Source organism: Streptomyces sp. NRRL S-1813 (assembly GCF_000719605.1).
GTDB classification, from domain to species: domain Bacteria; phylum Actinomycetota; class Actinomycetes; order Streptomycetales; family Streptomycetaceae; genus Streptomyces; species Streptomyces decoyicus.
The window spans coordinates 303,591-321,012 of the sequence record NZ_JOHB01000001.1 but is presented as its reverse complement, the minus strand read 5'-3'; the positions used below and the strand labels follow the sequence as shown (position 1 = coordinate 321,012).

Annotated in this window: 16 protein-coding genes; 8 read left to right on the top strand and 8 right to left on the bottom strand. The window is 71.3% G+C overall.

Annotated features, from left to right (window positions below; genetic code table 11):
• Positions 1-88 precede the first annotated feature (88 nt).
• Positions 89-1,360, bottom strand: a complete 1,272-nt coding sequence (locus IF67_RS0101500; RefSeq protein ID WP_078889262.1) for a L,D-transpeptidase — start codon at positions 1,358-1,360, stop codon at positions 89-91.
• Positions 1,361-1,636: 276 nt separating this feature from the next.
• The gene (locus tag IF67_RS0101495; RefSeq protein WP_030981353.1) at positions 1,637-1,975 is read right to left on the bottom strand and encodes a hypothetical protein; all 339 of its coding nucleotides are present in this window, start codon (positions 1,973-1,975) and stop codon (positions 1,637-1,639) included.
• 108 nt (positions 1,976-2,083) lie between these two features.
• Between IF67_RS0101495 and IF67_RS0101490 the strand changes: the two genes are divergently transcribed.
• Complete coding sequence (locus tag IF67_RS0101490; protein ID WP_030981352.1) at positions 2,084-2,482, top strand: hypothetical protein; 399 nt, start codon at positions 2,084-2,086, stop codon at positions 2,480-2,482.
• 36 nt (positions 2,483-2,518) lie between these two features.
• Here IF67_RS0101490 and hutH read toward each other — a convergent pair whose 3' ends face one another.
• From hutH to IF67_RS0101465, 5 genes are all read right to left on the bottom strand, one after another.
• The gene (hutH, locus tag IF67_RS0101485; protein ID WP_030981351.1) at positions 2,519-4,063 is read right to left on the bottom strand and encodes a histidine ammonia-lyase; all 1,545 of its coding nucleotides are present in this window, start codon (positions 4,061-4,063) and stop codon (positions 2,519-2,521) included.
• Positions 4,064-4,176: 113 nt separating this feature from the next.
• Positions 4,177-5,292 (bottom strand): sensor domain-containing diguanylate cyclase, encoded by a 1,116-nt coding sequence (locus IF67_RS0101480; protein ID WP_051817560.1) that lies wholly within the window; start codon positions 5,290-5,292, stop codon positions 4,177-4,179.
• 328 nt (positions 5,293-5,620) lie between these two features.
• Complete coding sequence (locus tag IF67_RS0101475; RefSeq protein WP_030981349.1) at positions 5,621-6,433, bottom strand: enoyl-CoA hydratase/isomerase family protein; 813 nt, start codon at positions 6,431-6,433, stop codon at positions 5,621-5,623.
• A gap of 153 nt (positions 6,434-6,586) precedes the next feature.
• Complete coding sequence (locus IF67_RS0101470) at positions 6,587-7,858, bottom strand: adenylate/guanylate cyclase domain-containing protein (protein ID WP_030981348.1); 1,272 nt, start codon at positions 7,856-7,858, stop codon at positions 6,587-6,589.
• A gap of 274 nt (positions 7,859-8,132) precedes the next feature.
• On the bottom strand, positions 8,133-9,035 hold the full coding sequence (locus IF67_RS0101465; RefSeq protein ID WP_030981347.1) for a biotin--[acetyl-CoA-carboxylase] ligase: 903 nt from the start codon (positions 9,033-9,035) through the stop codon (positions 8,133-8,135).
• A gap of 131 nt (positions 9,036-9,166) precedes the next feature.
• Between IF67_RS0101465 and IF67_RS0101460 the strand changes: the two genes are divergently transcribed.
• The 7 genes from IF67_RS0101460 (at position 9,167) to IF67_RS0101430 (ending at position 15,159) form a co-directional block, all read left to right on the top strand.
• Positions 9,167-10,756 (top strand): acyl-CoA carboxylase subunit beta, encoded by a 1,590-nt coding sequence (locus IF67_RS0101460; RefSeq protein ID WP_030981346.1) that lies wholly within the window; start codon positions 9,167-9,169, stop codon positions 10,754-10,756.
• A 40-nt stretch (positions 10,757-10,796) separates the two neighbouring features.
• On the top strand, positions 10,797-11,009 hold the full coding sequence (locus tag IF67_RS0101455) for an acyl-CoA carboxylase epsilon subunit (protein ID WP_030981345.1): 213 nt from the start codon (positions 10,797-10,799) through the stop codon (positions 11,007-11,009).
• Positions 11,010-11,137: 128 nt separating this feature from the next.
• A complete protein-coding gene (gene mmpB, locus IF67_RS45660; RefSeq protein WP_267959173.1) occupies positions 11,138-11,266 on the top strand; it encodes a morphogenic membrane protein MmpB in 129 nt (42 codons plus the stop codon).
• A gap of 186 nt (positions 11,267-11,452) precedes the next feature.
• On the top strand, positions 11,453-12,937 hold the full coding sequence (locus tag IF67_RS0101445) for a peptidoglycan D,D-transpeptidase FtsI family protein (protein ID WP_030981344.1): 1,485 nt from the start codon (positions 11,453-11,455) through the stop codon (positions 12,935-12,937).
• A gap of 44 nt (positions 12,938-12,981) precedes the next feature.
• Entirely contained in the window at positions 12,982-13,596 is a 615-nt protein-coding gene (locus IF67_RS0101440; protein WP_030981343.1) for a nucleoside triphosphate pyrophosphatase, read from the top strand.
• Between the two features lie 105 nt (positions 13,597-13,701).
• Positions 13,702-14,532, top strand: coding sequence for an MOSC domain-containing protein (locus IF67_RS0101435; RefSeq protein WP_030981342.1), 831 nt, complete (start codon positions 13,702-13,704; stop codon positions 14,530-14,532).
• Between the two features lie 60 nt (positions 14,533-14,592).
• Positions 14,593-15,159 carry a DJ-1/PfpI family protein gene (locus tag IF67_RS0101430; protein WP_030087111.1) on the top strand — a complete coding sequence of 189 codons (567 nt, stop codon included), beginning with the start codon at positions 14,593-14,595 and terminating at the stop codon, positions 15,157-15,159.
• A gap of 134 nt (positions 15,160-15,293) precedes the next feature.
• Here IF67_RS0101430 and IF67_RS0101425 read toward each other — a convergent pair whose 3' ends face one another.
• Entirely contained in the window at positions 15,294-17,393 is a 2,100-nt protein-coding gene (locus tag IF67_RS0101425; RefSeq protein ID WP_030981341.1) for a protein kinase domain-containing protein, read from the bottom strand.
• Positions 17,394-17,422: the final 29 nt, after the last annotated feature.

Genomic DNA, 17,422 nt, shown 5'->3' with positions numbered 1-17,422 from the left:
CCCGGGATCATCCCCACGCAGTCACCAGGAGTCACAGGCAGTCGCGCGACGAAGTCACGCGTGCGGTGTACTGCCGCGACTCGCGGCGTCACTGCATCTGCACCGCGCTGCCGGCCACCCACTGCGACCAGTCCATGTTCCAGCCGTTCAGGCCGTTGTCCGGCTTGACGCTCTGGTCAGGGGAGTTGGCGACCTCCACCACATCGCCGAGCTGCGAGTGGTCGAAGAACCAGGCGCCGTCCGACTTCGGATCCTTGGCGCCCTTGACGTCCTCCAGGCCGATGCAGCCGTGGCTGGTGTTGGCCTTGCCGAAGACGCCCTTCCCCCAGTAGTTGCCGTGGATGAAGGTGCCGGTGTCCGACAGGCGCTGGGCGTGCGGCACATCGGGGATGTCGTACTCGCCCTTGCCGTCCTTCTTCTTGAAGCCGACGGTCGAGCCGTCCATCCGGGTCTGCTTGAAGCGCTCGGAGATGACCATCTGGCCGTTGTAGGTCGCGTGGTCGTCGCTGCCGGCCGAGATCGGAATGGTCTTGATCAGGTTGCCGTCCCGCACCACGTACATCTCGTGTGCCTGGGTGTCGACGGTGCTGACCTGCGAGTGGCCGACGTTGAAGCTGATGGTCTTGTTCTGGATGCCCTTGACGCCCGGTGACGCCTCGACGCCGTCGAGGCCGAGCTTCATGGTGACCTTGGAGTGCGCCTTCCAGTGCTCGGAAGGGCGGAAGTCCAGCCGCTTGTCGTTGAACCAGTGGCCGACGACCTTCTGGTTGCTGCTCGAAGCGACCTTGATCGCGGACTCGACGGCCTGCTTGTTCTTGACCGGCTTGTCGAAGTTGATCGACACCGGCATGCCGACGCCGACGGTCGAGCCGTCCTCCGGGGTGAAGTTCCCGACGAAGCTGTTCTCCGGGGCGACGGTGGTGAAGCTGGAGTTCTCCACCGCCGTGCGTCCCTTGGAGTCCTTCGCGTGCGCGGTGACCTTGTACTTCGTCGAGCGCTCCAGCGGCTTGTCCGGCTTCCAGGAGTGGCCGTCGGCAGAGAGGGTTCCGTCGACCGTCTGCTTGGACTCGGCCGAGGTCATGGTGACGTCGGTGAGCTTTCCGGCACTGACCGTGACCCCGGCGTCACGGTTGACGCCCGCGCCGGTCGCACCGTCCTCCGGCAGAATCTTGATCTTGGCCTGGGAGGCGTCCTTCGCGGCCGCCTCGTCCACCTGTTTGGTGTTCTCGTGCCGGGTGCCGTCCGTACCGCCGTCGCCCTGGTCGGCCGCCGTGCTGCCGCCACACGCCGCAAGCGTGAGTACGCCCCCGAGCAGCGTGGCGCTGGCTATGAGCCCCTTCCGGCGCTGGCTGTCCGTCATCACACGCATCTCCATTGCTACCGATTTCGCATAGTTCCCCGAGCGAGCTGCCAACTGAACGCAGGCATATGTGGACGCAGGCATTCCTGCCGACGCCATATAAACGCCTTTTCCTTTTCGCCCGTTCCATGCATCCACAAAGTGTGGGGAAGGCCACTAATGCCCCCCATACCGGTCACGAGCGCTCACGGACCGAAGTCGCGGCGGCCACGAGAAGGGCCCCCGCACGGCGGGTAGCCGTACGGGGGCCGTGCCATCGGGGGGAGAATTTTCCGCTCAGCCCTCCCCGTCCGCGTCGTCCGCCAGATCCCACTCCGCCGCGTCCCACTCGGCGTCCGGGTCGTAGTCGGTCAGCTCCTCGCTGCTCCAGGAGGCCTGGGCGAGTTCGGTACCCGGCACCGCGGTGACGAGGTCGAAGGGGTCGATCAGGTGGGCCAGCGCCTCCGCCGGGTCCCCCTTGACGGTCTCCAGGGACTGTCTGCGCTCCTCGTCGGGCAGCGACGGGTCACCCTCGATGTGGTCGAGGGCCGCACCGGTCAGCTGACCGCCGTCGGTGACCTCCATGATCAGTTCGACATGAAGGCGCACAAAACGTGATGTCTCACCATTGCTCATAGCACGGAGGTTAGGCATGGACGGGTCCTGACTTCCCCGCGACCCGCGGCGGTCACTAACATCTGAGGTCAACGGCCAATTCGCCGAACCCACAAGGGGGATCGCTCCGTGACCGCTCGACGACCACTGCTGACCGCCGCAGCCGCGGGATCGGTACTGTTCGCCCTGTGGTTCGTACCGTCCGCCACTGCGAGCGCGGGGGTTGACGGAGCGACAGATTCCGGCCTGCGGACGGCCTCCGCGACGGCCGGGAGCGGCCTGACCCACCGGGCGGGCAGCGGGGCCCAGGACGCCGTCGGCGGTTCCACGACGACCACCCCGCAGCACAGCGGCACGGGCTCAGCCTCCGGTGCCGACGGCGCCTCCGCCGGCACCCCTGCGCACTTCCTCGCCGACACCGGCAGCCCGGACACCACGCCGTACGTGATCGGCGGCGCCGCCCGTCTCGCGCTCGGCGCCGGCCTGGTCGGCTACTCCGTCCGCTGCACCCGCGACGAGACCGCCTGAGGCGGGACGGGACGACGGGCGCCCCGCCCGCCGCGGTTACGCCAGCTCGCCGGTAACCGACTCCACGGCCGCCACCAGCTTCCCGCCCCGCACGAACGCATACGCGTCCGCCAGGTCCGGCGCCAGGAAACGGTCCTCGCCCGGTCCCTGGATGCCCGCACCGCGCACCGCGTCCAGTACGGCGCGGGTGGCGGGGGCGGGCGTCAGCCCCTCGCGCATCTCGATGGCACGGGTCGCCGCATAGAGCTCGACGGCGATGATCCGGGCCAGGTTGTCGACCGCGGTGCGCAGCTTGCGCGCCGCCGACCAGCCCATCGAGACATGGTCCTCCTGCATCGCGGAGGACGGGATGGAGTCCACCGAGGCAGGCGCGGCCAGCCGCTTCAGCTCGCTGACCAGCGCGGCCTGGGTGTACTGGGCGATCATCAGGCCGGAGTCGACGCCCGGGTCGCCGGCCAGGAAGGCGGGCAGCCCGTGCGAACGGTTCTTGTCCAGCAGCCGGTCCGTACGGCGCTCGGCGATCGAGCCGAGGTCGGCCGCGGCGATGGCCAGGAAGTCCAGGACGTAGGCGACCGGCGCGCCGTGGAAGTTGCCGTTGGACTCCACCCGGCCGTCCGGGAGGACCACCGGGTTGTCGACGGCCGCGGCGAGCTCGCGGTCGGCGACCAGGCGGGCGTGGGCGAGGGTGTCCCGGCCTGCGCCGGCGACCTGCGGGGCACAGCGGATCGAGTAGGCGTCCTGGACGCGCGGGGCGTCGTCCTGGTGGTGCCCGGTGAATTCCGAACCCGCCAGCACCTTGGACATGTTGCCCGCGGAGGCGGCCTGCCCGGGGTGCGGGCGGATGGCGTGCAGCTCGGGCGCGAGGACCTTGTCCGTGCCGAGCAGCGCCTCCAGGGAGAGGGCCGCGGTGATGTCCGCCGAGGTGAACAGCCGGGCGAGGTCCGCGCAGGCCATCACGAGCATGCCGAGCATGCCGTCGGTGCCGTTGAGGAGCGCCAGGCCCTCCTTCTCGCGCAGTTCGACGGGCTCGATGCCGTGTGCGGCCAGCAGCTCGCCGGCCGGCCGTACGACGCCGTCGGGGCCTTCCGCGTCGCCCTCGCCCATCAGCGTCAGCGCACAGTGCGAGAGCGGCGCCAGGTCACCCGAGCAGCCGAGCGACCCGTATTCGTGCACGACGGGCGTGATGCCGGCGTTGAGTATGGCGGCCATCGTCTCGACGACGAGCGGGCGGACGCCGGTGTGCCCGGAGGCGAGCGTCTTCAGCCGCAGGAACATCAGCGCGCGCACGACCTCGCGCTCGACCCGCGGGCCCATACCGGCCGCGTGCGAGCGCACGATGTTGCGCTGGAGCTGCACGCGCAGCTCGGGGCTGATGTGCCGTACGGCGAGGGCCCCGAAGCCGGTGGAGACGCCGTATACGGGGTCGGGCTTGGCGGCGAGTTCGTCGATGAAGGCGCGGGAGGTGGCGACGGCCGCGAGGGCCTCCTCGGACAGCTCGATCCGGGCCGCGCCGCGGGCCACCGCGATGACGTCCTGTGCGGTCGTGCCGGACGTCCCCAGCACCACAGTGTGCATATCCATATTCAGGCACCCTAGAGACTGAATCGCCGGATGTCACCACCGGATTTCGCGATCACCCCTTACCGGGGCGTACGCAAGGGACCGGGGGCCGGGCTGTGTCAGGTCGCGGCGCCTCACCTCCGGAAGCGGCGGCGTTCCGGCCCCGTCCGCCGGTCCGGGGCGTCCGCGAGCCGGACGACCGGGTCGTCCTTGCCGCCGTGCCGCCCGGCGACCACCGGCTCGCCGGACCGCGCCGCCTTGGCCTTGTACTGCGCGGCGTCCGCGAGCCGGAACAGCCGGCGGGCACTGCGCACCGGGCCGATCGGATCACCGGTCGAGGCGACCCCGACCGCGACCCCCTCACCGAGGTCCAGCTCCCCCGCCCGGTCACACAGCTCACCGGCCACCTTGACCACCTCGTCGGCCGGCGGGCCCACCGCGAGCAGACAGAACTCATCGCCGCCGAGCCGGGCGGCCAGCATGCCCGGCAGCATCGCCCCGCACAGGGACAGCACCGAGCCGAAGCGCTCCAGGAGACGGTCCCCGACGGCATGGCCGCGCGAGTCGTTCACCCGCTTCAGCCCGTTGAGGTCGCACACCACCAGGCTGACCACCGTCTCGTCACCGCGGTGCAGCTCCAGCGCCTCGTCCAGCCGCATATCCACGGCCCGCCGGTTGGCGAGGCCCGTCAGGGAGTCCGTGAAGGCAAGCCGGCGGGCCTCCGCCAGCCGCTCGGTCTGGGCGATCCCGGCGGCCGTCACGGCGGCGAGCACGCTCGCGAAGTCCGCGTCCGCCCGGCCGAAGACCTGCTCCCCCGTACGCCGCGCGACATACAGCTCGCCCCACGCACGGCCGTGCAGCACGATCGGCGCGACCACACAGCAGCCCCGGCCGCGGCGGCGCAGCGCGGCCACCCGCTGCGGGTTGACGCAGCCGCCCGCTTCCCTCCCGGTGAGCGCCGGGCCGCCGGGCGGCTCCTCGGCCGTCTCCACCCAGGCACTGGGCTCTCCGCCGCCCGCCCACTGCTCGTGCAGAAAGCCGACGATCTCCGGGAATTCGTGGACGGGGTAGCTCTCGTCGTCCGGGAACTCCTCCTCGCCGTCGGCGAGTTCGCCGACATTGACCAGCACCCGCAGCTTGCCCAGCTCGCGCTCCCACTTCGAGATCGCCGCGAAGGAGCCGCCCAGGGCCTGGCGCACGCCCAGCGCCGCGGCATGCGCCGATTCGCGCGGAGTGTGCGCGGCCGCCATCGCCTGCGCCAGCTCCACCACGGCCCGCAGCCTCGCATCGCCCTCGCCCGTCACCGGACCCTCGCATTCCGTCACCGTGAGCACGCTCTGTATTACAGCGTAGGAATGTTTAACCCCTTTCGCCCCTTTCCGTGCGAGATTGACACCCAGGCGTTATTCGCGTCGTTCCTCGCGTCGTTCCTGGTGAGGCAGCCGGGGCGGACCGAAGCGGGGCGGAGGCCGGGCGGGCACGGGGCGGCGGCGGCGAGTCCTTACGGTGCGTCACCATGGGCGGCCCGCCCGGCGCCGCGGGAGACACCGTCCGGCGCCGGCCGTCCCCGCCCCCGGATCACTCCCCGGGCCACTCCGGATCCCGCTTCTCGTTGAAGGCCGCCACGCCCTCCGCCCGGTCCCCGGAGAAGGCCACACTGCGCCAGGCGCCGTCCTCCAGCTCCAGCCCGGCCCGCAGGTCCAGCCCGTGCCCGAGCCGCATCGCGCGCTTGGCGGCACGCAGTCCGACCGGCGAGTTACGAGCGATGCCGGCCGCCAGTTCCAGCGCCTCGGCCCGGTCCTGCCCGTTCGCCACCAGCCGGTCGACCAGCCCCAGCTCCGCGGCCTCGGCCGCCCGCACCCGCCGCGCGGTGAAGACCAGCTCGGCCGCCCGCGCCGCGCCCACCCGGCGCGGCAGCAGCTGGGTCCCCCCGCCGCCGGGGATGACGCCCACCGACACCTCCGGCAGGCCGACCTCCGCCGTACCGTCGGCGACGATCAGATCGCAGGCCAGCGCCAGTTCGAAGCCGCCGCCGAGCGCAAAGCCGTGCACCGCGGCGATGGTGGGCACCGGGAGGTCCAGTACGCCGGTGTACGCGGCGCGGGTGTGCGGGCGCTGGCGCATCAGGTCCGCGTCCGTGAAGGAGTTGCGCTCCTTGAGGTCGGCGCCCACGCAGAACGCCCGCTCATGGGTGGAGCTGAGGACCACCGCCCTTACGGAGCGGTCCGCGGCCAGCTCGGCGCAGGCCTGCGCCAGGCTGTCGGCCATGGCCGTCGAGACGGCGTTCATGGCCTTCGGACGGTCCATGACCAGCTCCGCCACGAAGCCGTGCCGCTCGACGGCGATCCAGCCGTCCGCGCCGAATTGTTGCCGTTGCCCCTGCCGTTCCATGCAACCCTCCCAGTTAACGGGCGTTGACCTGACGGGGGGATCATGCCAGGTGGGCGGGCCCGGGGAACAGGGATGACGGGGACGGGGGCCGGATGAGGCCGGGGGGGTGCGGTACGGGCTTCGTTTCAGGGCGGCCCGGTCCGCGCGCGGGCCTCAGTCGTTCGCGCCCTGTCCGTTACGGCGGCTCAGCATCCATGGCTCGACCACGCCCAGGCCTCGCACCGGCCGCTGCCACATCGGCTGGAGCGCGAAGCGGTACGACGGCGGCGGGGCGCCGGTGCCCTCCGCGGCCGCCTTTTCCGCGGCCGCGGCGTCGGCCTCGGAGACCGGCGCGTCCCCGATCCGGCCCAGCTCCTCGGCGAACGCCTCGTCCACCAGCACGGTGTCCTTCGGCGCTATCGAGGTGAGGCGGCTGGCGAGATTGACGGTCGTGCCGAAGACATCGCCCATCCGGGTCGTGACCGTGCCGAAGGCGATGCCGACCCGCAGCTCGGGCATCGTCTCGTCGTTGGTCATCGTCTCGATCAGCCGCAGCCCGATCTCGGCGGCGATACCGGCGTCGTCGGCGGAGAAGAGGACCTCGTCGCCGAGGGTCTTGATGAGCCGGCCGCCGTGCGCGGCCACCAGGTCGGAGCAGGTGGTCTCGAAGGCCTCCACCAGCTCGCCCAGTTCCTCCTCCTCCAGGCGGCGGGTCAGACGGGTGAACCCGACCAGGTCGGCGAAGCCGACGGCGAGCCGGCGGTCGACCATCTCGGCGTCGTCCTGGGCCCGGACGACGCGGCCGGTGGCGGCGGCGAGCTGCCGCCGCCAGACGTAGACCAGGAACTCCTCCAGCTCGGGGAGCAGCAGCTCGACCAGCGGGTAGGTGATCTCCGTACGGGTCAGCCCGGAGTCCTGGGGCTCGGTCAGGCCCTCCAGGAAGGAGTCGATCTGCCAGTCGGCGAGGCGGGCGGTGGTCTGGCCCGTGGAACGGGCGACCTGGATGGCCATGGCCTCGCTCAGCAGTCCGGCCTCGACGAGACCGGACAGGCGGCGCAGGGCCAGCACATCGGCTTCGGTGAGGGCCTTGACCTGGCCGATGTCGGCGAAGCCCATGGCCCGCCAGAAGCGGGCCGCGAGATCCATGGAGACACCGGCGCCGCGGGCCGCCTGGAACGGTGTGTAGCGGCGGTCGGCACCGAGGATGAGCTGTTCGAGGCGGACGGCGATGTTGTTCTCGTCGCCGTTGTCGGCTCCGGGGTCGCCGGCGCCGTTGTCGGCTCCAGGATTGCCACCGCCGTGGGTGGTGGCGCTGCTGTTCACGCCGGCGTTGTGGGTGGCGCTCCCGTTCTCGGCCCCGGAGGGGTCGTCGACGGGGACGTCGCGCACGGCGTCGTCCTCGGTGTCCATGTCGCGCGGGGCGGCGCCCGAGTCGTCGGCGGTCACCGGCCGCTCCCTGTCCGATCCCTGCGCACTGCCCTTCCGATCACTGCTCGCCGGTGGTCCGCTCCCTGGCGGACCGCCTTAACGATACGGCAGGTGTGCTCTGGCTCACTCTCACATGTCGGCCCTGACCACGGAAGTGGTGGGGGTGCATCGGCGCGGCGGGTGGGCGGCGGGACGGTGGCGGGGCGGGTTGCCCCCGCCCCGTCGTGCCCGGCTGCCGTGACCGGTGCCGACGGGCCCCGGCGCCACCGCTCGGGACCGGGGGCGTCTCCCCTCAGGCCTCCGCCGCCGGGCGCAAGTGGACGATGTCTCCCGCGCCCACGGGCCGCTGTACGCCGTCCGCGGTGGCCAGGACCAGGCGGCCGTCGCTGTCGATGGCCACCGCCTCACCGGTGATTTCGGTGTCGCCGGGGAGTTCGGCGCGCACGGAGCGGCCCAGGGTGGCGCAGCCGGTGGCGTAGGCCTCCTGGAGGCGGCTGGTGACGGGGTCGCCGCCGGCGGACTGCCACGCGCCGTACCAGTGCTCCAGCGAGCGGAGTACGGCGCGCAGCAGCGGGTCGCGGTCGGTGGTGCGGGCGCCTGCCATGGCCAGGGATCCCGCGGTGGGAACGGGGAGTTCGTCGGCGGTGAGGGAGACGTTGAGGCCGATGCCGACGACGACGCCCGGACCGGCGCGTTCGGCGAGGATGCCGCCCACCTTGCGTTCCGTGAGGGTCCCCCCTGGACGGAGCGCGTCGGCGTCCGGGGAAGTTACCAGCAGGTCGTTGGGCCACTTGAGGGCCGTGTCGACGCCGGCGGCCTGGGTCAGGGCGCTTGCCGCGGCGACTCCCGTGAGCAGCGGGAGCCAGCCCCAGTGCTCCACGGGGACGCGGGGGGTGAGGTAAACGGAGAAGAAGAGGCCGGAGCGCGGGGGCGCCGACCAGGTGCGGTCGAGGCGGCCGCGGCCGGCGGACTGTTGCTCGGCCACCAGGATGGCGCCCTCGGTCTCCCCCTCGGCCGCACGGGCCGCCAGGTCGGAGTTGGTGGAGCCGGTGGCGGAGACGACGTCCAGGGCGGTCCAGAGCGAACCGGGGCGCAACAAGGCGCGGCGCAGTGCCGTGGCGTTCAGCGGAGGGCGGCCCAGATCGCTCCAGCGACCGGCATCTTTGTCCCGGTTTTCCGGTGGTTGAGGCGTCATGGGACCAGCCTAGGTGTGGTCAACGACGCAGTGCCGGTGAGCAGTCCCGCGGATACGCTACGAATCGGTAGCCAAACCCGTACCACCCTCAGTACGAGCACCAGTCCAGGACGAGCAGGAGCCGCATCCCGATGTCCGAGCCGGAAGCAAACATCCACACCACCGCGGGCAAATTGGCGGATCTGCAACGGCGGGTCGAAGAAGCCACGCATGCCGGTTCCGCCCGTGCAGTGGAAAAGCAGCATGCGAAGGGGAAGTTGACGGCGCGTGAGCGCATCGATCTGCTGCTGGACGAGGGCTCGTTCGTAGAGCTGGACGAGTTCGCGCGGCACCGGTCGACCAACTTCGGAATCGAGAAGAACCGCCCCTACGGCGATGGTGTCGTCACGGGCTACGGCACCGTCGACGGGCGGCCGGTCTGTGTCTACTCGCAGGACTTCACGATCTTCGGCGGGTCGCTGGGCGAGGTCTACGGCGAGAAGATCGTCAAGGTGATGGACTTCGCGCTGAAGAACGGGTGCCCGGTCGTCGGGATCAACGACGGCGGCGGGGCCCGGATCCAGGAGGGCGTGGCCGCGCTCGGCCTGTTCGCGGAGATCTTCCGGCGCAATGTGCATGCGTCGGGTGTCGTGCCGCAGATTTCGCTGATCGTCGGGCCCTGTGCGGGTGGCGCGGTGTATTCACCCGCCATCACCGACTTCACGGTCATGGTCGACCAGACCTCGCACATGTTCATCACCGGTCCTGACGTCATCAAGACGGTCACGGGTGAGGACGTCGGCTTCGAGGAGCTGGGCGGCGCGCGGACGCACAACACCACCTCGGGTGTGGCGCACCACATGGCGGGCGACGAGAAGGACGCCATCGAGTACGTCAAGGGACTGCTGTCGTACCTGCCGTCCAACAACCTCTCCGAGCCGCCGGCCTTCCCGGAGGAGGCGGACCTGGAGACCTCGGACACCGACCGCGAGCTGGATGTCCTGATCCCGGATTCGGCCAACCAGCCGTACGACATGCATGTCGCGATCGAGCACGTCCTGGACGACCACGAATTCCTGGAGACCCAGGCACTGTTCGCGCCGAACATCCTGACCGGCTTCGGGCGGGTCGAGGGGCATCCGGTGGGCATCGTCGCCAACCAGCCGATGCAGTTCGCCGGCTGCCTCAACATCGACGCGTCGGAGAAGGGCGCCCGCTTCGTGCGGACCTGCGACGCGTTCAACATCCCGGTGATCACCTTCGTGGACGTGCCGGGCTTCCTGCCGGGGACGGACCAGGAGTACGACGGGATCATCCGGCGCGGCGCCAAGCTGATCTACGCCTACGCCGAGGCAACGGTCCCGCTGATCACGGTCATCACGCGTAAGGCCTTCGGTGGCGCCTATGACGTCATGGGCTCCAAGCACCTGGGCGCGGACCTCAACCTGGCCTGGCCGACCGCGCAGATCGCCGTCATGGGCGCACAGGGCGCGGTCAACATCCTGCACCGCCGCACACTGGCCGCGATCGAGGACCCGGCCGCGCAGGACGAGCGGCGCCAGGAGCTCATCCAGGAGTACGAGGACACCCTGCTCAACCCGTACGTCGCGGCCGAGCGCGGCTATGTCGACGCGGTGATCATGCCGTCCGAGACGCGCCGGCACATCGTCCGCGGGCTGCGCACGCTGCGCAACAAGCGCGAGGCGCTGCCGCCGAAGAAGCACGGCAACATCCCGCTCTGACCGGCAGAACCAGCGGAACCAGCGAAGGGAGCCGTTCTCCATGATCAAGGTCGTACGGGGCAATCCCACACCCGAGGAGCTGGCCGCCGCCCTGGCGGTGGTGCAGGTCCGCGCGGCGGCCGCCGCTTCCGCCGAGCCCCAGGGCACCGATCGCGGTACCGAGTGGTCGGACCCCGCGGCCACGGTCCCGGCGCGGGCACGGATGCCGCACCCGGGCCCGCGGGCCTGGCGGACGAGTTACTGGCCGCATTGACCGGCTGACGTCATGCGGTGACCGGCCGCGTCAGGTCGGTGCATAGTGCATTGACTAGTCCATAACGCCTGTGGCGCCTGAGTACGCGTACTCAGGCGCCACGGGCGCATCGGGCACAGGATCGATACATGCTGTGGTCAGATCCGCCCGATGAGCCTCCGGAGGAGCTGCGCGATGTGCAGGCCAAGCTCCGCCGGATGGGCATCGTGCTGGCCGTGGTCGCGGTGGTGATGATGGTCCTCCTCCTGGGGAGGTAGCCGTTCGCGTGCCCGGGGGAGGTCGCCGTTCCCGTGCCCGGGGGCGTGGCTGTTCCCGTCCCCGGGGAGGTAACCCTCACAGTCCCCTTTCGCAACCATCACCGCTGAAATCGCTTCTTTCCCTCTCGACAGAGCAATTCGGGTGCTCGGCCGCACGGGCGCCGGCCGACCGGGAGTGGGAGAGCGATGAACAGGCCGCTGAGACATATAGCCGTCTTCTGCGGGGTGCTGGTGCTGGCCCTGCTGGCCCGCGCCACCTGGGTCCAGTTCGTCCAGGCCGACGAACTCGCCAACGACACCCACAACCGGCGCGTCAAGATCGAGGCGTTCTCCTACCCGCGCGGCAACATCATCGTCGGCGGCAAACCGATCACCGGCTCGGTGGCGACCTCCGGCGACTTCAAGTACAAGCGGACGTACAAGGACGGCCCGATGTACGCGCCGGTCACCGGCTTCGCCTCGCAGGCCATGGGCACGTCCTTCCTGGAGGGCATCTACAACAAGGTGCTCAGCGGCAAGGACGACCGGCTGGCCTTCAATCGCGCCCAGGACATCCTGACCGGCAAGAAGCCGCGCGGTGGCGATGTCGTCACCACCATCGACCCCAAGGCGCAGAAGGCTGCGTACAAGGGGCTGACCGACCTCAACGCCAAGGGTGCGGTCGTCGCCCTCGACCCGCGCGACGGCCGGGTGCTCGCGCTCGCCTCCACCCCCTCCTACGACCCGTCGGTCTTCACCGGTATCTCCACCGCCGAGGGCCGGAAGTTCAAGGCGATGGAAGCCGACAAGAGCAAGCCGCTGAGCAACCGGGCGCTGCGCGAGACCTATGCGCCCGGCTCCACCTTCAAGATCCTCACCGCGGCGGCGGCCCTGGAGAGCGGCGCGGTGTCGGACATCAACGCCTCGTCGGGCGCACCCGCCCCGTACCAGCTGCCGCAGAGCACGACGAAGATCGGTAACGATGTCGCGGGCGCACCGTGCGACAAGGCCTCGCTGAAGACCGGCATGCAGTGGTCGTGCAACAACGTCTTCCTCGACGCCGCGCTGAAGGTCGGCAAGGACAAGATGCGCAAGACCGCGGAGAAGTTCGGCTTCAACGCGAACATCTACGACGAGGACCTCGGTGACCTGCTGGCCAGCAAGAGCCTCTACCCGGACAAGCTCGACAAGCCGCAGACCGCGCTGACCGGTATGGGCCAGGGCAGCCTCACCAGCACACCCATGCAGATGGCGATGGTCGTCGCCGGCCTCGCCAATGACGGCAAGGTGATGATGCCGCACCTCGTCGACGAGCTGCGCGGCCCCGACCTGTCGACGATCGAGAAGATCGAGCCGAAGATGAAGTCCCAGGCCGTCTCCGCCGACACCGCGAAGAAGGTGCAGGAGATGATGGAGTACACGGTCGACGAGGGCACCGCCTCGAAGGCCAAGATCGACGGTGTGACGGTCGGCGGCAAGACCGGCACCGCCCAGCACGGCGCCAACGTCAACGACGAGCGCCCCTACGCCTGGTTCGTCTCCTACGCCAAGCAGAGCGACGGCAGCTCCCCGGTCGCGGTCGCCGTCTTCGTCGACCCCAAGGACATGGACATCCCCCGGTCGGAGATCGCCGGCGGCAAGCTGGGCGGCCCGATCGCGAAGTCCGTGATGGAGGCCGTGCTCAACAAGTAGTCCGGGCGCCCGGGTGGCCCCCCGGGCTCCGTACGATGGCGGGCATGACCGAAGAGCCCCGCCCCCGCCATCTCGTCCTCGCCTCCCAGTCCCCCGCCCGGCTGGCCCTGCTGCTGCAGGCCGGGCTGGCGCCCGAGGTCGTCGTCAGCGGCGTCGACGAGGATGCGCTCACCGCCCCCACGCCCGGCGAACTGGCCCGCGTACTGGCCGAGGCGAAGGCCGCAGCCGTCGCCGCCCGCCCGGAGACCGCCGGCGCGCTGGTGGTCGGCTGCGATTCGGTCCTGGAGCTGGACGGGCGGGCGCTCGGCAAGCCCGCGGACGCCGAGGACGCCACCGCCCGCTGGAAGTCCATGCGCGGGCGCTCGGGCATCCTCCAGACCGGCCACTGCGTCATCGACACGGCGGCGGGCGGGCGCCAGGTCTCCGCCACCGCCTCGACCACGGTCCGCTTCGGCGACCCCACCGACGACGAGATCGCCGCCTACGTCGAAAGCGGTGAGCCGCTGTTCGTCGCGGGCGCCTTCACTCTCGACGGCCGCTCCGCCCCCTTCATCGACGGCATCGACGGCGACCCCGGCAATGTCATCGGCCTCTCCCTGCCGCTGCTGCGCCGGCTGCTGGCCGGCCTGGACGTCGCGATCACGGACCTGTGGACCTGAGCCTCCCCGCACCGGCCGGGTCCGGCGCCGGGCGGCCCGCGCGGCGGGGCACCCACCGGCGGTAAAGGGCGGCACCCGGCGGCCGCCCCGTCCTACGCTGCCCGTATGGCGACTGTCATCGAACTGACCAGCTACCCCGTCAAGGGCTGCGCCGGCACCCGGGCGGCCGCGGCGGAGCTCACCCCGGCCGGCCTCCCGCACGACCGCAGCTTTTTGGCCGTCGGCCCCGGAGGCGTCTTCCGCAGCCAGCGCACCGACCCCCGGCTGGCGGTGGTACGGCCCGAGGTCAGCACCGACGGGACACAACTCACCCTGAACGCCCCCGGGTTGGAGACCCTCCACCTGGACATCGACCTCGGCGCCGGGCCGGCACCCCGCTGCGACGTCGAGATGTTCGGTGACCCGTACCGCGCGGTCGACCAGGGGGACCGGGCGGCCGAGTGGCTGTCCGAGGCGCTCGGCGCGACCAGCCGGCTGGTCCGCGCAGCGCCGGAGCACGACCGGGTGACCGACGGCCTCACCCCCGGCACCTCCGGCTTCGCCGACAGCAGCCCCGTGCACGTCATCTCCCTGGCCACGTTCGACGACCTCAACCGCCGTATCACCGCGGCCGGGCGTTCGCCGGTCCCGATGGACCGCTTCCGTCCCAACATCGTCGTCGACGGCTGGGACGCACCGCAGACCGAGGACCGGGCGCGGCGGGTCACGGTCGGCGGCGGTGAACTGGGTTTCGCCAAGCTCGCCGTCCGCTGCGCGGTCACGCTCGTCGACCAGCGCACCGGCGACAAGGCGGGGCCGGAACCGCTGCGCACACTCGCCTCGTACCGGCGGGTGCCCGAGGGCGGGGTCGCGTTCGGATCGAAGTTCTCGGTGCTGGGGACGGGAAAGGTGGCGGTGGGCGACGCATTCGAGGTCACCGAGTGGGGAACCGATTGATCCGATACGGCCCGATCGGCCGGATCGGTCCGGTCCATGCCAGCGTGAGGAGTCCGCACCATGCCCAAGATCCTGATCATCGCCGGTGACGCCACCGAGGACCTGGAGTTCTTCTACTCGTACCAGCGGATGCTGGAGGAGGGGTACGAGACGCAGGTCGCGGCCCCGACGCGGAAGAAGCTGCGGTTCGTGGTGCACGACTTCGTCGACGACTTCGACACCTACGTCGAGCGCGAGGGCCACTCCTGGCCGTCCGACCTCGCCCTGTCGGAGGTCGACCCGGCGGAGTACGCCGCGCTGGTGCTCCCGGGCGGCCGCGCCCCGGAGTACCTGCGCAACGACTCCGACTACCGCCGCGTGGTCACCCACTTCTTCGACGAGGACAAGCCCGTCGCCCACATCTGCCACGCGGCCATCACCCTGGCCCCCCTCGGCGTCCTCAAGGGCCGCCGCACCGCCGCCTACCCGGCCTGCGCACCGGATGTGGCGATGGGCGGCGGGATCTTCGTCGACGGCTCGGCGGTGGTGGACGGCAAGGTCGTCTCGGCGCGTGCGTGGAACGACCAGCCGGAGTGGATGCGGGCGTTCATGGAGGTCCTGCGGGAGCATGCGCCGGTGAAGGGCTGAGCGGCCCGCCGCAGTCCGGACGGCCGGGCCGGTGCCCGTTCGGCCGGGCTGCGGTCTCCGGCCCGTCCCCCGTCACACCCGGCTCCGGATCACCGGGCCCCGGCAGACCGGGGCGCAACGGGCGCTCAGGGCGCTCAGGGCACCGGCAGCGCATAGAGCGACGTGCCGTGGAGGACGAACACCCGGTTGCCGTCCGCCACCAGCCACGAACGCTCGGCCGCGGGAAGCTTGTACGTCAGGACGGGGACGCCGGTCGACAGATCCGCGGCGAACACCTTGAACCAGGGGTCGCCCTCGATGGACCAGAGGGCGCGCCCGTGGATGAACACCGGGAGCCACCGGACCGACGTTCCGTTCCCGCCCTGGATCTCGCTGCCGTCGCTGGTCTTCCTGATGCTGGGCCACTCGTCGTGCGCGGCGCAGACGGTGTCGTCGTCGAAGACCGTCGCCGGGCCCCAGTCCTCGTGCTTGTCCCAGGCGTCCCGCTTGTCGAGCGACCACAGCTTCTTGCCGTCGCTGATCCGGCGGGCGGTGAGCGTTGTGCCGTTGAGGTACACGGTGGTGCCGTGGACGGCCGGACGGACCAGCCGGTCCCACTGGTCCCGCAGTTCCCACACCTGGTGGCCGTCGGCCGTATCGACGGCGAACACATTGCCGTCGCTCGTGCCCAGGATCAGACGGCCGTGGGCGACGACGCCCGGCGGCTCGACCTTGGTGCGGTAGCCGGCGGCGATCTTCGCCGTCCAGCGGATCGTGGCGTCGGAGCAGCGGACGGCGCGGAGCCGGTGGTCCTTCGTCAGGACGTAGACGTTCTCGTCGTCGGCGGCCAGCAAGGCGCTCGCCTCGGCGTCGACGGTCCAACGGGGCTCGCCCGTCGAGGCGATGAAGGTGCGGATGGTGCCCTTGGTGTCGGCGGCGGCGATCAGCCGGTCCGAGAGGGAGAGGTAGCGGCTGGGCGCGCTGACGTCGCGGGCGGCCCAACGGCGTTTGCCGTCCACGACGTTGTGGGCGGCGATCCCGCCGCCGCGTGCGCCGAAGACGATGACGTCCCGTACGGGCAGGGGCGCGGGCGTGTCCTCGGCGAGGGCGTCGACCGGGCCCCACAGCGGTTTCACCTCACCGCCGGCGAGGTAGTCGCCGTTGTCGGCGTCGAGCACATGCGCCACCGGGGTCCTGGCGGCGGGCGGAAAGGCGAAGGGGTCGGGCCGGCCTGCCGACTGCCGCGGCCCCCACGGCCACCAGACCGCCGCGGCGCCGCCGCCCGCGGCCAGGACCGCACCGCCCGCCGCCAGGCCCGTGAGCAGCCGGCGCCGGGTCACCGGACGGCCGGAACCGCCGTCGGGCAGGGTCGCCGCGGTCAGCTCGTGGAGGCCGCTCTCCCGCTCCTTGATCGCCTGGTTCACCGGGCCGCGCCGCCAGGCCCGTTCGGCGCCGCGCGGTGGTGCGAAGGCGGCGGCGATCCGGGCGGGGGCGGGACGGGCGGCCGGGTCCTTGGCGAGGCACGGGGCGATGAGGTGCCGCAGGGCTTCCGGGACACCGGTCAGGTCGGGTGCGTCGTGGACGACCTTGTACTGGAGGGCGGCGATGTGCGAGGCGTCGTAGGCGCGGTGCCCGCTGGCGGCGTACACCAGAACGGCGCCCAGGGAGAAGACATCGGCCGAGGAGGCCACGCGCCGGCCCAGGACCTGTTCGGGGGCGCCGTAGCCGGGGGTGACCGGGACCTGGCCGGTGGAGGTGAGGGTGAGGCCGTGCTCGGGGCGGGCGATGCCGAAGTCGATGACGCGGGGGCCGGCCGACGTCAGGACGATGTTCGGGGGCTTGAGGTCGCGGTGGATCAGACCGGTGGCATGGATGTCCGCCAGGGTGTGGGCGATCGACGCGGCGAGGGCGCGTACGGCCGGTTCGTCGAGGGGGCCGTACGCCTCGACGGCCTCGTCGAGGGTCGGTCCGGCCAGGAACTCGGTGGCGATCCACGGGCGGCCGCCCTCCGTGTCCGTGCCCAGAACGCGGGCCACGCCCTTGCTGGTCACGGCCGTCGCCGCCTGCGCCTCGCGGACGAAACGGCGGGCGAGGTTCGCCTCGTCGGTGAGCTCGGGCCGGAGGACCTTGACGGCGGCGACGGTGCCCACGGCGTCCTGGCCGACGTAGACCTTGCCCATACCGCCCTCGCCGAGCACACCGAGCAGGCGGTAGGGACCGAGGCGGAGGGGGTCGCCGGTGCCGAGGGGTTTCATGGGCGGTGTCCTTCAGGCGGGTTCAGGCA